This window comes from Vogesella mureinivorans (assembly GCF_007644035.1).
Classification (GTDB): domain Bacteria; phylum Pseudomonadota; class Gammaproteobacteria; order Burkholderiales; family Chromobacteriaceae; genus Vogesella; species Vogesella mureinivorans.
Genome location: NZ_VMTV02000134.1, coordinates 1 through 13,372 on the forward strand (window position 1 = coordinate 1; position 13,372 = coordinate 13,372).

Annotated in this window: 11 protein-coding genes; 1 reads left to right on the top strand and 10 read right to left on the bottom strand. The window is 63.7% G+C overall.

All coding sequences use genetic code 11. The features are described from left to right. Positions 1-270: 270 nt before the first annotated feature. The 8 genes from FLQ44_RS24270 to FLQ44_RS03205 form a co-directional block, all read right to left on the bottom strand. The gene (locus FLQ44_RS24270; RefSeq protein ID WP_240801172.1) at positions 271-1,296 is read right to left on the bottom strand and encodes a carbonic anhydrase; all 1,026 of its coding nucleotides are present in this window, start codon (positions 1,294-1,296) and stop codon (positions 271-273) included. Between the two features lie 87 nt (positions 1,297-1,383). Beyond that, positions 1,384-2,262: a DMT family transporter gene (locus FLQ44_RS03175; protein WP_170252739.1), complete on the bottom strand. Its 879-nt coding sequence runs from the start codon at positions 2,260-2,262 to the stop codon at positions 1,384-1,386. Positions 2,263-2,368: 106 nt separating this feature from the next. After that, a complete protein-coding gene (locus FLQ44_RS03180; protein WP_147693013.1) occupies positions 2,369-3,976 on the bottom strand; it encodes a methyl-accepting chemotaxis protein in 1,608 nt (535 codons plus the stop codon). A gap of 106 nt (positions 3,977-4,082) precedes the next feature. Continuing rightward, positions 4,083-5,402, bottom strand: coding sequence for a sigma-54-dependent transcriptional regulator (locus FLQ44_RS03185; protein WP_147693014.1), 1,320 nt, complete (start codon positions 5,400-5,402; stop codon positions 4,083-4,085). Then, the gene (locus tag FLQ44_RS03190; protein WP_147693015.1) at positions 5,399-7,183 is read right to left on the bottom strand and encodes a sensor histidine kinase; all 1,785 of its coding nucleotides are present in this window, start codon (positions 7,181-7,183) and stop codon (positions 5,399-5,401) included. Before FLQ44_RS03190 ends, FLQ44_RS03185 begins: the two co-directional genes overlap by 4 nt. A 4-nt stretch (positions 7,184-7,187) precedes the next feature. Continuing rightward, positions 7,188-7,556: a DUF1850 domain-containing protein gene (locus FLQ44_RS03195; protein WP_147693016.1), complete on the bottom strand. Its 369-nt coding sequence runs from the start codon at positions 7,554-7,556 to the stop codon at positions 7,188-7,190. After that, positions 7,556-9,583, bottom strand: coding sequence for a TRAP transporter permease (locus tag FLQ44_RS03200; protein ID WP_147693017.1), 2,028 nt, complete (start codon positions 9,581-9,583; stop codon positions 7,556-7,558). Before FLQ44_RS03200 ends, FLQ44_RS03195 begins: the two co-directional genes overlap by 1 nt. Before the next feature lie 189 nt (positions 9,584-9,772). Further along, positions 9,773-10,714, bottom strand: coding sequence for a TAXI family TRAP transporter solute-binding subunit (locus FLQ44_RS03205; RefSeq protein WP_147693018.1), 942 nt, complete (start codon positions 10,712-10,714; stop codon positions 9,773-9,775). Between the two features lie 274 nt (positions 10,715-10,988). On the opposite strand from FLQ44_RS03205, the gene FLQ44_RS03210 reads away from it, so the two are divergent. Continuing rightward, positions 10,989-12,080 carry an NAD(P)/FAD-dependent oxidoreductase gene (locus FLQ44_RS03210; protein ID WP_147693019.1) on the top strand — a complete coding sequence of 364 codons (1,092 nt, stop codon included), beginning with the start codon at positions 10,989-10,991 and terminating at the stop codon, positions 12,078-12,080. Here the strand turns inward: FLQ44_RS03210 and FLQ44_RS03215 are convergent. Both FLQ44_RS03215 and FLQ44_RS03220 read right to left on the bottom strand, forming a co-directional pair. Continuing rightward, positions 12,030-12,614: a hypothetical protein gene (locus FLQ44_RS03215; RefSeq protein WP_147693020.1), complete on the bottom strand. Its 585-nt coding sequence runs from the start codon at positions 12,612-12,614 to the stop codon at positions 12,030-12,032. The genes FLQ44_RS03210 and FLQ44_RS03215 overlap by 51 nt on opposite strands. Next, positions 12,611-13,369: a substrate-binding periplasmic protein gene (locus FLQ44_RS03220; protein ID WP_147693021.1), complete on the bottom strand. Its 759-nt coding sequence runs from the start codon at positions 13,367-13,369 to the stop codon at positions 12,611-12,613. The genes FLQ44_RS03215 and FLQ44_RS03220 overlap by 4 nt, the downstream gene beginning before the upstream one ends. Positions 13,370-13,372 lie beyond the last annotated feature (3 nt).

Below are 13,372 nucleotides of genomic sequence, written 5' to 3' on the forward strand. Positions count from 1 at the left end.
ATTTGGTCTGTTAAAGAGCGGTGCTGACTGGCTTGTTTCGTTTGCGTCGTCAGCTGAGGAGGCGAACTATACCCACCCGGGCGAAGGGCGTCAACACTTTGTTAGCAAAAAACTGTAAATATCTTGCCATGTATCGATAAGTGTTTGATTTGCATGAAAACAAAAAAGCCGCCGTTTTCACGGCGGCTTGCGGATGGCGGGCACGGTGTCTGGCCGGCATAGCGGTACACCGCCTACTGCCTGGCTAAACGCTAATAATGACGGCTCTGGCTAGTGGCCGCCCGCCGGTGCGGCGCTCATGCCGGTGGCGGCATTAAAGAAGTTGCCGGCTTTGGTGAGGGCTGCCAGTTTGGCGGGGTCGGTTTCACCGTTGATATTGGTGATGATGAGCTTGCCCTTGCCTTGCTTGTAGTCGTTGCGGAAATCGTAGAAGGCACCGATGACGGCCAGCTTGCCGGATTCGACCTCCCCGCCGAATTTCAGCATGGCGGATTCCACCTGGTTGTTCACGTTCATCAGTACGCCTTCGTTGACGTTGATGCCTTTAGGGATGTTGATGGTGAGCAGCTCTTTCTGGATGGGGCGTTCCAGTTTGCTGAAGTCGCCACTGGCGGCTGCCACGGCGCCGCAGACGGCGTGGCCGATGAACATGAGCAGCGGAGTGTTCAGGTGGCGTACGCCGTATTCGATGGAGCCTTCGGAGGTGGCCAGCTGGTTACCGATATTGCGCACCATGAACAGGTCGTTGACGGCGTCGGGGTGGAAGGCGTTGCTTTGCACGCGGGAGTCGGCACAGGTGACCACGGTGGCGCGCGGGGTTTGCTTGCTGGCAAATTTGTCGAAGTAGCTGCTGTTGTTGCGCTTCATGTAGTTGGTGTTGGCCGCGAGCATGGCTTTCACCAGGTTTTGTACTTTGCCGGTTTCGCTGTCGTGGCCGTGGCCATCGTCATGCGCATCGCCATGCCCTGCCGCTGCACTCGTGTGGGCTTTGGCTTTGCCATGGCTGGCAGCGGGTTTATGGCTGCTTGCCGGGCGGGAATGACTAGCGGCTGGCTTGTGCACTGCCGTAGCGGTGTGAATAGCCGGGCGGCGCAGCGGGTGGATGGACGGCGACAGCGTCTCTGGCGCTTTACTGGCCGCCGGGGTGCCATGGCCGGCGTCGGCTGGCTTGGGTGCCTCGGCGGGGGCGGCGTGGCTGGCCGGTGCTTTGGGCGCCGCTGCGGGGGCATGCGCGTCGCTGGCCATGGCTGCGGTGGTGCCGAGTGTAAATAACGCGCCAAGCAGCGCTGTAACCATCCCCTTGTATTCCATATGGACACCTTGCAAATTAATGTGAGCTTTTAACAGTATCGGCTCTGGCCGGGAAAACTCAATTGTTCAATATCAGCCTTTTACGGTGCGCGGCCGCCACTGGCTAAGCAATACGCCACCCAGCACCATGACGCAGGCGAGTGCCTGGGTGGCGTTGAGTGTTTCGTCCAGGTACAACCAGGCCAGGACCAGGGTAAACAGCGGGATGAGGTTGATGAACGCCCCGGCCAGGGCGACGGGGACCTTGCCTACCGCCCAGGTATACATGCCATACGCGCCCAGCGTGATGCAGGCGCCCAGATAGAGCACCCATAGCATGGCGTCCAGCGGGTAGTGCTGCGGCCAACTCCCCCATGGCGTGAGCAGTGCGGCGCCGAACCACACGCTGCCCATCAGCGTCTGGGTGGCGGTGATGACCAGGGCGGAATAGCGCGTGGAGAGCTTCTTGGCGATCAGGACATAACCGGTAGCGCAGAGCATGGCGAGGAATTCCAGCAGGTTGCCCAGTACCGGGTTGGGGGCGCTGGCTTGTACCTCGCTACCGCCAGTCAGGACCAGCACCCCGGCCAGCGATAGCGCCAGCCCTAGCCAGACCATGCGCGGCTGCCGGTCTTTCAGCAGAAAGTGCGCCCCCACAGCCACCAGCAGCGGCAGGGTGGCGGTAATCATGCCGGCTTGCGATGCGCTGGTATGCAGCAGTGCCTGGGCCTCGAACAAAAAATACAGGCACGGCTCGCACAGCCCCATCAGCAGTAGCCAGCGCCAGTCGCCGGCCTGGTAGCGCCAGCGTTGGCCACGGCGCAATAGAAACGGCAGCATGCAGACGCTGGCGATGATCATGCGACAGAACAGCACGAATAGCGGGTCGAAGACGGCAAACACGGTCTTGAGCGCAATAAAGGAGCTGGACCACAGCAGCATGGCTGCGGTGAGGGCGATATAGGGCAACATGGTGACGCCTGTCATGCGTGAAGCGGGCGAGTGTGACGCAGCAGCATGCCGCCGTCAAAACGACTGCGGCCAACCCGGGGGTTGGCCGCACGCGGGGTAGATAGTGCTACAGCTTGTAGGCCGATACGGTGTGCTGCATGCTGGACGCCAGCTCGCGCAGGCGCTGCGCCTGGCTGGACGCCTCGCCCGCGGCAATGGCGTTATCGGTGGCCAGGCTGGCTACCGCCTCTACCTGATGGGCAATGCCATTCGTCGCCGCACCCTGCTCGCGGATGGCCAGGGTAATTTCCCCGACCAGTTCGCAGCTCTGCGTGGCGCTGCTCACGATATCGCCCATGACTTCACAGGCACGCCCTGCCTCGGCCACGCCGCCATCCACCCGCTCCACAGCGGCCTGCATACGGGCAACGGCACTGCCGGAAACAGTCTGGATCGCCCCCACACTGGCTTCGATTTCCTGGGTAGACAGCGCGGTACGCTCGGCCAGCTTGCGGACCTCGTCGGCCACCACGGCAAAGCCACGGCCCATTTCACCGGCACGCGCGGCTTCGATGGCGGCGTTCAGCGCCAGCAGGTTGGTCTGGTCGGCCACATCGCGGATCACCGATACCACGCTGGCAATCTCGCGGCTGCGTTCGTCCAGCTGCGCCATATTGCCCGACGCCTCACCCACGGCAGACGAGATGGCATGAATACTGCCCACCGTGCTGTCGATCACCTTGCGGCCACCGCCAGCGCTGGCACCGGCACTACGCACCAGCTGGTCTGCTTCCTGCGCGCGATCGCCAACATGGTTGATGCTGACCGTGATTTCTTCCAGCGCCGCTGCCATGGCCGCAGCCGATTCCGACTGCACGTCCGAGCCATGCGCTACCTTGTGCGCAGCACCCGCCACCGCTTCGGACGCTTCGTTAATCTGGCGGGCGCCGTCCATGATCTGGCTCAGGCTGCCACGCAGGCTATCGATCAGCTGGTTAAACGCCATCAGCATCTGGGCGATTTCGTCTTTACCCTGCACCTGGGCGCGGCGGGTAAAGTCCAGGTTACCGGCAATGTCCTGCATCAGCTGTCGTGCGCCACCCAGGCCACGGTCTACCTGGCGGTAAACAGTAAAACCGATCAGGCCAACCAGCAGTGCCCCCAGCGCGGTCAGGCCGATGGTAATACCCAGCGATTGGGCCTGAATGGCAGCGGAGCTCACACGGTTTGTTTCTACATAGGTGTTGTTGTACTTGGCGTGTTTGTCCAGCGCCGCTACCGCGTCGTTAATGGCAGGCAGATTACGCTCGTACAGCTGGCGGGCTTCTTCGGTACGCTGCTGGCGCGACAGGTCGAGGATATTGCCGTAGAAGCTCCACACCCGTTGCAGCTTCTGGCGCTCGTCGTCCAGCAGGCGCTGGTCTTCCGCGTCGGCCACCAAGGCTTCGTACGATTTGAGCGACGCCTCGGTCAGGCTGCGCTGCTCTTTCATCTCGGTTTCGATACCCTGCATGCGGGAGGCGTCGGTATTAATGATGTGCAGCAACACCAGCCCGTTGTAATCCAGAAAATTGGCCCGCGCATCGGCCAGCAGCTGGATGCTGGAAATCGTGGTTTCCGAGTCGTCCAGCAGTGCCTGAAAGCGCTTGAGCTGCCAGATGGCCCCGCTGCCCAGCACCAGCATACCCAACACGGTAATCAGTACCAGCAAGCCGAGTTTATGCGCAATTTTCATAACTTCCCCTTATGTAGACTCTTATAGATTTACGCCTTATTACTTTAGATAGTATGCGTATTCTTGGGCAGCAATGATGAAATCTGTGCGTACAGCCAAGGTGGCTTCAAGGCTGGCGGTAATGTGCTGGCTGAATGCCGTAACGCACCAGCTTGTCGTACAAGGTTTTGCGGGCAATACCCAGTGCCTGGGCGGTGGCGGACACATCACCGGCCAGGCTTTGTAAAGCTGCAACAATCGCGCGGGCCTCAAACTGCTCTACCTGCTGAGGCAGGCTGCTACTGCTGCCCTGCACCTCATCATCCAGCCCTAATACCCAGCGCTCGGCCGCATGGGCCAACTCGCGCACATTGCCAGGCCAGGGGGCGGCCATCAGGGCGGCCAGGCTGGCCGCAGAAAGCGGGGGCACCGGGCGGGCAAAGCGCGCGGCCGCCCGCTGGGCAAAATGGTGGAATAGCTGGGGGATATCTTCGGCACGTTCGCGCAGTGGCGGCAGGCGCAGGGTGACCACGTTCAGCCGGTAGTACAGATCGGCGCGAAAACGCCCGGCGGCGCTTTCAGCTTTCAGATCCAGCTTGGTGGCGGCCACCACCCGGCACTGCACCGGATGGGCACGGTTGCTGCCCAGGCGCTCTACGCTGCGGGTTTCCAGGACGCGCAGCAGTTTGGCCTGCAGCGGTAAGGGCATGCCTTCGATTTCGTCCAGAAACAGGGTGCCACCATGGGCGTATTCTATTTTGCCGATACGGCGCTTGCTGGCACCGGTATAGGCGCCGGGCTCGGCACCAAACATTTCACTTTCAAATACCGTTTCCGGCAACGCGGCGCAATTGATGGCCACAAACTCGCCACGGGCACCCGGCCCCGCCTGGTGCAGGGCGCGGGCTACCAGCTCTTTGCCGCTGCCTGTTTCCCCCAACACCAGCACGTCTGCGTCGGTACCCGCTACCGTAGCCAGCCTGGCTTTGAACTGTCGCATAGCGGGGGCGTCGCCCAGCAGCAGGCTGTCGACCCCGTTGCCAGACAGACTGGCGCGCAAGCGGCGGTTTTCCAGCTGCAAGCGCCGCTGGGCCAAGGCACGACTCACGGCGTCGATCAGGCGGTCGCGCTGCCAGGGTTTTTCCAGAAAATCCCAGGCGCCATCCCGCATGGCTTGTACCGCCATGCCGACATCGCCATGCCCGGTCACCAGCAAAACCGGCAGCTCGGGGTCTTGCTGGCGCAAGCGGGCAAACAGCTGCAAACCGCTCATGGCTGGCAGGCGTACATCGCTGAGTACGATGCAATCCGGGCAGGCTGCAAATTGCGCGAGTGCTGCTTCGGCACTGTCGCAGGCGTGCACGCTAAAGTCGGCCAGCTCCAGCGTTTGGGTACAGGCCTCGCGCACGGAGGCGTCGTCTTCTACCAGCAAGATATAAGGTGTCATGGGGTAGCAGTATCCGTCTGCAGCAGGTGCAGGGTAAAGCTGGCACCACCGTGTGGCAGGTTGGCGGTAACGATATGGCCACCGGCATCCCGTACGATGCCGGCCACAATGGCCAGCCCCAGACCCAGGCCGTGACCGTACGCTTTGGTGGAGTAGAACGGCTCCAGCACCCGTTGCGGGTTGTCTGCCGGCAAGCCGGGGCCGTTGTCGCTGACTTGCAGAATGGTCTGGCCAGGCGCGTACTGCAGGGTGATGCGGATATCGCGCTGTGGCTGGTCGGCCAAGGCGTCGGCGGCGTTACGCAACAGGTTACCCAGCAGCTGTTCTGCGGCCAAGGGGTCGAGCGGCAGGCTGGCGCCGGGCGGGTACTGCCAGTGGCATTGCACTCCACGGTCTGCCATGGCCTGCTCCATGACCTGCTGCAGCGCTGGCAGGGCGCACTCGCCGCGCACCGGGCGGCGGGTGGCAAACAGCTTGAGCTCGGCCGTCATGGCGGCCAGCTTGTCGGTTTCCCGCAGGATGCGCCCCAGGTTGCTGTCGGCGTCGTCCAGGCGGCCGCGCGCCAGAAACAGCCGCGTGTTGTCGGCAAAACTGCGCAATGCTGCCAATGGCTGGTTCAGTTCGTGAGCAATGCCGGTGGCCATGCGGCCCAGTGCGGCCAGCTTGCCGGTACGGATGAGCTCGGCCTGGGTGTCGCGCAGCGCCTGTTCGGCCTGCAGCCGTTCTGCTACTTCATCTTGCAGTCGCAGGTTGGCCGCAGCCAGCTCGGTAGTGCGCTCGGCAACGGTACGCTCCAATGTAAGCTGCGCGGCCAGCCGCTCGCGCACGCGGCGCAAGCGCAGGCGGGCATACAAAGCGGCCAGCGCTAGCGCCAGCACGGCCAGGCCGCTGATTGCGCCGGCCTGCCAGGCTTGGTCGCGTGCGGGGCGCGTGTCGCCCAGCAGCATCATGCGCCAGCCCACGCGGCCAACCTGGCGGCTAACAATCAGGTAGTCTTGCCGCCCCAGGCTGAGGCTATCGCTGCCGTGCCAGATGAACGGCAAGGTCTGCAAGGGTGAGGTGTAATACTGGCGGGTATTGGCCAGCCGGGTGCGTACATCCTGTGGCAAGGGGGCCAGGGTGGCAAACTTCCAGGCGCTGCTGGCAGCCAGGGTCACCACGCCCTGCAGATCAGCTACCAGTACCCGCTCGCCGCTGCGTGCCCAGGCAGACTCCAGCGGAGCCAGGTCGATCTTGGTCACCACCACGCCTTGCACCTCGCCTTGCCGCCACACGGGGCGGGCAATGAACATGCCGGGCTGGCGCGTGGTGGCGCCCACGCCAAAGAAGCGGCCGGTTTCGCCGCGCAGCGCGGCACGGAAATAAGGGCGAAAAGCGTAGTTATTGCCAATCAGGCTGTCGCCGCTTTGCCAGTTGCTGCTGGCCAGGGTGGTGCCATGGCGGTCCAGGACAAAGAGCTGGGCGGTGCCGGCTTCGCCGTTCACATCGGCCAGATAGCGGTTGATGCGCGCTTGCAGCGCGGGGTTGGCCGCATCGCCCAGCAAATTGCCCACATTCGGGTCACGCGATACCACATAGGGCAAGGCTTCAAAGCGGTCCAGCTCGGCGTCCAGCGCCGTGGCATACAGTGCCAGGCGGTGCGACAGTACCTCGCGCAGCTCGCCTTGTGCCGTGCGCCAGCTGGCCCAGCCGCTCAGCGCTGCAATCAGGCCGATAAGCAGCAGGCCAAACAGCAGGCGCGCGGGCGCCCGCTGCGGCGGTGGGGCTGGCTGGGTCGTCACGGCGTCAATCCTTGCAAGGTGCTACGGTGGTGACAGTATCGTCGGCGGGTAGCCAGTGCCACAAGGGCTGGCAAGGCTGGCCAGGCAGGCACAAGCGGTAGTCCGGCACGTAGGGGCTGCGCGTCAGGCGCAGCACCGGCACACGAAGTTGCGGGGAGTAGGTCCAGGCACCGTTTTGCCATACCGCCCCGTCGGGCACCTCCATACCGGCTCCGCTACCACGCACGGTGGCCGCAACCAGTAGCAGACCATCCGGCTGTACCTGCCATTGCTCTTGCCAGTCTATCTTTTCGATAGAGTGTGTCCACACCAGGGTAAAAGCCGCCACCAGCAGCTTGATGCTGGTGGCGGCCGTGGCCAGGCAGAGTGCCATCAGGCTTGCTGCAGCACAGGCTGGCTACGGTGGCGGTACAGATGCCACAACACAAACACGGCGCTGGCGGCAAAGCCCAGCTCGTCGGTAAGCGGCAGGGCCGCCACCAGCAAGCAAGCGGCCACAAAGGCCAGCACACGCTCGGCCAACAGCAGGTGGCGCAGCCAGAAGCCGATGGCCACCACGCCCCACAGCGATACCGCCAGCAGCGCCTTGCCAAAAGCGTAGCCTGCGGCCAACCAGTCGGCCTCGCCACTGAACTGCAGCATCAGTGCCGGCGCATATACCGCCATGTACGGCACAATGAAACCGGCAATGGCGATCTGCACCGCGCGGATGCCGATCTTCAGCCCCGACTCGCGCGCGATCGGTGCGGCGGCAAAGGCGGCCAGCGCTACCGGCGGGGTCAGGTCCGCCATGATGCCAAAGTAGAATACGAACATGTGCGACACAATCAGCGGCACCCCCAGGTCCAGCAGCGCCGGTGCCGCAATGGCACTGGTGATGATGTAGTTGGGGATGGTGGGAATGCCCATGCCCAGCACCAGGCAGGTAATCATGGTGAGCACCAGCGACAGAAACAGGCTATGGCTGCCCAGTGCCACCACATAACCGGCAAAGGTCGTGGCAATACCGGTCAACGTGATGCTGCCGATAATCACCCCCACCAGCGCGCAGGCTACCCCTACCGGCAGGGCATGCATGGCGCCATCCACCAGGGCGGTGTAGGCGGTACGCAGTACCGGGCGGCCATCCTGGCGCAGCCACAATGCCACGGCCAGCACGGCAATCACCGCCATGGGCACGATGATGCCACCTTTGACAAAGCCCGCAGTCAGCAAGCCCAGGCCCAGCCAGAAGATGACGCGCAAGGCGGTGCCGCGAATACGCAGCGCCAGCGCCGAGCCAAAGATCAGGATCACCGTCAGCACCAGGCCCATCATGCCGGAGAACAACGGCGTGAAACCGGCAAACAGCAGGTACACCAGGCCCAGCAGCGGCAGCAGCAGGTACCACTGCTCGCGCACCGCCTTCCACGGGTCGGGGCAGTCGGCCTTGGGCAAGCCTACCAACCCGGCACGGCCCGCCTCCAGGTGCACCATCCAGAAGGTGGTAAAGAAGTACAGCACCGCCGGCAGCAAAGCCGCCTTGCAGATGTCCACGTACGGCACGTTGATGGTTTCGGCCATGATGAAGGCCACCGCCCCCATCACCGGCGGCATGATCTGGCCCCCCATGGAGCTGGTGGCTTCTACCGCGCCGGCAAAATCCGCCTTGTAGCCGAACTTCTTCATCAGCGGAATGGTGAACTGGCCGGTGGTGACCACGTTGGCCACACCAGAGCCATTGATGGTGCCCATCAGGCCGGATGAAATCACCGCCACCTTGGCCGGGCCGCCACGAGTATGCCCCACGGTGCCCAAGGCAAAATCATTGAACAGGCGAATCATGCCGGCCTGCTCCAGAAACGCACCAAACAGGATGAACAGGAAGATATAGCCGGACGACACATAGGTGGGCGTGCCATAGATACCTTCGGTACCGAAAGACAACTGGCCAATCAGCTGGTCCAGACCATACCCGCGGTGCGCCAGATCGCCGGGCAGGTATTCACCAAAGGCGGCGTAGCCCAGAAAAGTCAGGCAGATCAGCGGCAGCGCCAGGCCCATCACCCGGCGGGCACCTTCGAACACCAGCAGCAAGGTAACGATACCCACGCCCATGTCCAGCGAGGTCATCTCGCCGGCACGCTGGATCAGGTCTGCCTCGAACACCCAGTGATAAAACGCCAGCACAAACGACAAACCGGCCAGCGCATAACCCGCCAGCCCGCCCCCTGCCCCGCGCTGGCCGCGTGCGTTGTACAGCTGAAACACCAGCAGCAGCAAAAAGCCGACGTGCAAGGCACGTACTACGCTGCTGGACAGCGGGCTGAACGCCGCCGTGATGATCTGGAAAACAGAAAACAGCAGCGCGGTCAGCATGATGCTGCGCGGCAGGCTGCCCTGTTGTAATGAATCACTCATGAAACCCCTCCTGCAAAAGCACAGGTAAGGCGCGCAGGCCGTACCGGCAGGCCAACCCCCGTTGTACCTGCCCCCGGCAGCCCTGCGGCCAACCTGGCAAAACCTGAAACCAAGGTAAAACACCCAGCCAGCCCACGCCTGGCTACACCACCGGGCCGCCTGGCCAGGCGGGCTGGGTATGCGCGGTGCTTACTTCAGCAAACCGGCTTCGCGGTAGTATTTTTCTGCGCCTGGGTGCAGCGGCATCGGCAGGCCCTTCAGCGCGTTGGCCGGGTTGAATGCCTTGATGGCGGAGTGCGCGTTGGCCAGCACTGGCAGGTTGGTAAACAGCTGCTTGGTCATCATGTAGACCGTGGCGTCCGGCACCTTGTCGTGCGTGACCAGCAGGTTGTTGATGGCCACGGTCGGCAGGTCGGCTGGCAGGTCGTCATAGGTTTTGGCGGGGATTTTGGCTGGCTGGTAGGCCGGGTCGCCGATGCGGGCCACCACGTCGGCCGGCACCGCCACAAAGGTCACTTTCAGCGCATTGGCCAGGTCGCGGATGGACGCCACCCCTAGGCCAGACGACTGCAGCGTGGCGTCCAGCTGGCGGTTTTTCATCAGCTCTACCGACTCGCCAAACGGCAGGAACTCCACCTTGGCAAAATCCTTGTAGCTCAGGCCGGCCGCCTTCAGGATAGCGCGTGCGTTCAGCTCGGTGCCCGACTTGGGCGCGCCTACCGAAATACGCTTGCCCTTCAGATCCGCCAGGGTTTTTACCCCCGACTCGCTACTGGCCACGATCTGGATGTAGTTGGGGTAAATGGACGCCACCGCACGCAGCTTTTTCAGCGGCTGGGCAAAACCGGCCTCGGCATCGCCCTTCCAGGCGTCGGCCGCCGCGTCAGCCAGCGTAAAAGCAATTTCGCCACGCCCGGCCTGCAACAGGTTCAGGTTTTCTGCCGAGGCCTTGGTGGCCTGTACCGACACCTTGGCAGCCGGCATGGCCTTGCCGTATAGCTGCGACATGGCCACCCCTACCGGGTAGTACACACCGCTGGTGCCACCGGTCAGCACGTTGATGAACTCGGCACCGTGGGCAAACGGGCTCAGGGCCAGGGCCAGGCTGATGGCTGCAATGGGCTTTTTCATGTGTTCTCTCTCCTTTGTCGGGCTGCGTTGCCAGCCCTGTCGTGTTGTGCAAAAGCGCCACAGACAGAGCAGGCCGCATGCCAGCTTGGCCAGGAAAGACAAAAAATCATCATAAACAAACACTTAGCCCATCAGGCACGAGCACATCCCGCCAGCTAGTGTGTAGAAACCCGCACGGGGCCCGATGTGCCGTGCGCTTTCCCGCACAGTGCCGCCAAGAGGGCTTTACCCACCCTGTGCCACACAGTACAAAGCCGGCAAGGAGAGTAAACAGATGGACAAAATCGATACCGTCGTCATCGGTGCAGGCGTCGTCGGCCTGGCCTGCGCCCGCGCACTGGCCCAGGCGGGCCGCGATGTCATGATCGTGGAACAGGAAGCCGCCATCGGCCAGCACACCAGCAGCCGCAATAGCGAGGTGATACACGCCGGCATCTACTACGCCCCCGGCAGCCACAAGGCGCGGCTGTGCGTAGCCGGGCGCGACATGCTGTACCGATACTGCGCCGAGCGCGCCATACCGCACCAGCGCATCGGCAAGCTGCTGGTAGCGGTAGACGCTGCCGACGCCGGCAGGTTGGCCGCACTACAGCAGCACGCCGCCGCCAACGGTGTCGCGCTGAGCTGGCTGGACCACGCCGCGCTACGCGAACGCGAACCGGCGCTGCACGCCCACGCCGCCCTGCACTCGCCCGCCACCGGCATTATCGACAGCCACGCCCTGATGCAGGCACTGCTAGCCGATGCCGAACACGCCGGTGCCATGCTGGCGCTGGCTTCGCCTATTCTGGGTGGGCACGCCCGCCGCGAAGGCATGGTGCTGCAGCTGGCTGACGGTTACGAAGTACTGGCGCGCCAAGTCGTGAACGCCGCCGGGCTATGGGCGCCTACGCTGGCGCAGCAGCTGCATGGCGTTCCACGTGAAACCATCCCCACACCCCGCTACGCCCGTGGCGTGTACTTTGCCCTGAGCGGGCGCAGCCCGTTCTCGCAGCTGATCTACCCGCTGCCCGAGCCAGGCGGCCTGGGGACGCACCTGACGCTGGACCTGGGCGGCCAGGCGCGCTTCGGCCCGGACGTAGAATGGATTGATGGCGTGGATTACACGGTAGACCCGCAGCGCGCGCAGGGCTTTTACCACAGCATTCGCCGCTGGTGGCCGGGGCTGGCCGACGGGGCGCTGGCCCCCACCTATAGCGGTGTGCGGCCCAAGATCGTGCCGCAGGGTGCGGCAGACGGGGATTTTGTCATTCAGGGCCCAGCCGTGCATGGCCTACCCGGGCTGGTGAACCTGTACGGTATCGAGTCGCCCGGCTTAACCGCCAGCCTGGCTATCGCGGCCGAGGTGGCTAGCCTGCTGCGCTAGCGCCAGCCTGGCTACCACCCGCAAGATACGCTGGCGTATCAGCCCGCTTACCGGCCGTATCAGGTACCAGTACGGCCAGAAACGGCGGTAACTGGCCTGCGTGGGGCAGGCTACCCGTGTTTCGGTGCATAGCAGCGTCTGGCCATCCGGCTGGGCGCTTACCGTAAAACCCAGCACCAGGCGCGGGCAAGGCAGCGTGGCAAAGCTGGCCGCATCGGCAATGGGCTGCAGGCCGTAGTCACTACGCCAGAACTCGCCCGCCAGCCCCCATACCAGCTCGTGCTCGCCCTGCGCCAGCAGGGTAAATTCGTGCAGGCCAAACGGCGGCTTGTGTGGCAGGGCATTGGCGTAACCCAGCCGTGCGGCCAACCTGCCGGGTAGCTCGCGCAGCGCGATAAAACGGCTTACCCACGGGTCTTGCCACTGCGGCAGCTGCGCCAGCGCCTGCATGACCGCAGCGGGCGTGGCGGCGACGCGGCGCTGGTGGCGCTCGGCAAACTGGTACTGCGGTAGCAGGCTATGCAGCAGGCTCATGGCTGCGGTTCGGCGTCGTAGCGGCGGAAAATGGCGTTGTAGCGGCCGTCGCTTTTCATTTCGCGCAGGCGGTAGTCCATGCGCTGGCGCAGGATCGGGTCACGCCACAGCACGGTAGCCTCACGCGGTGGCAGGATGGCAAAAATGTCTACCGGCTGGCGCACATCCACCCCGGCCTCGCCGCGCAGGTGCTTGCGGTACCAGTCCAGCACCAGGCGGTCGGCCAGAATCACGTCTACCCTGCCCGCGTACAGGCTTTTCACCTGCTGGCGCTGGTCGCCGGTTTCGTTGTAGTGGCCTTGCGATACCGCCTCCAGCCTGTCGAAACTGTCTGGCATGTCGTTCTGTGCACCATCCCACGCCAGAATGTTCAGCCCCACCAGGTCGGCAGTACTGTCCAGCTTGAGCTTGCGCTTGTGCAGCGCCATGGCCAGGTTGTCGAAGGTGTGCAGCGGGCGGCCCAGCGTGCCGGGCAGGTTGGCGTGTTTTTGTGCCAGCGGCGATATATCGTAGATGGCGTCTACCTCGTTGCGGCGGAACATCGCCATGCGCCGCGCCACCGGGTAGTACACAGGGTGTAGCGCCAGGCCTTCGGCTTGCAGCGCTTCGCGCAGCAGCTCTACCGCAATACCGGGGCGCACCCCGGTATTGACCCAGGGTGGGCTGTGTTCGGGGAAGGCCACTTTGATCACGGTGGCAGCCTGCGCCGGCAGGGCCAGCAGCAGGGCGGGCAACCAGAACCATCGGGTCTTCATGGT

Coding starts and splice junctions, on each gene's coding strand:
- FLQ44_RS24270 (WP_240801172.1), bottom strand. CDS start 1,296: ATGGTTACAGCGCTGCTTGGCGCGTTATTTACACTCGGCACCACCGCA.
- FLQ44_RS03210 (WP_147693019.1), top strand. CDS start 10,989: ATGGACAAAATCGATACCGTCGTCATCGGTGCAGGCGTCGTCGGCCTG.
- FLQ44_RS03195 (WP_147693016.1), bottom strand. CDS start 7,556: ATGGCACTCTGCCTGGCCACGGCCGCCACCAGCATCAAGCTGCTGGTG.
- FLQ44_RS03205 (WP_147693018.1), bottom strand. CDS start 10,714: ATGAAAAAGCCCATTGCAGCCATCAGCCTGGCCCTGGCCCTGAGCCCG.
- FLQ44_RS03175 (WP_170252739.1), bottom strand. CDS start 2,262: ATGTTGCCCTATATCGCCCTCACCGCAGCCATGCTGCTGTGGTCCAGC.
- FLQ44_RS03200 (WP_147693017.1), bottom strand. CDS start 9,583: ATGAGTGATTCATTACAACAGGGCAGCCTGCCGCGCAGCATCATGCTG.
- FLQ44_RS03185 (WP_147693014.1), bottom strand. CDS start 5,402: ATGACACCTTATATCTTGCTGGTAGAAGACGACGCCTCCGTGCGCGAG.
- FLQ44_RS03215 (WP_147693020.1), bottom strand. CDS start 12,614: ATGAGCCTGCTGCATAGCCTGCTACCGCAGTACCAGTTTGCCGAGCGC.
- FLQ44_RS03220 (WP_147693021.1), bottom strand. CDS start 13,369: ATGAAGACCCGATGGTTCTGGTTGCCCGCCCTGCTGCTGGCCCTGCCG.
- FLQ44_RS03180 (WP_147693013.1), bottom strand. CDS start 3,976: ATGAAAATTGCGCATAAACTCGGCTTGCTGGTACTGATTACCGTGTTG.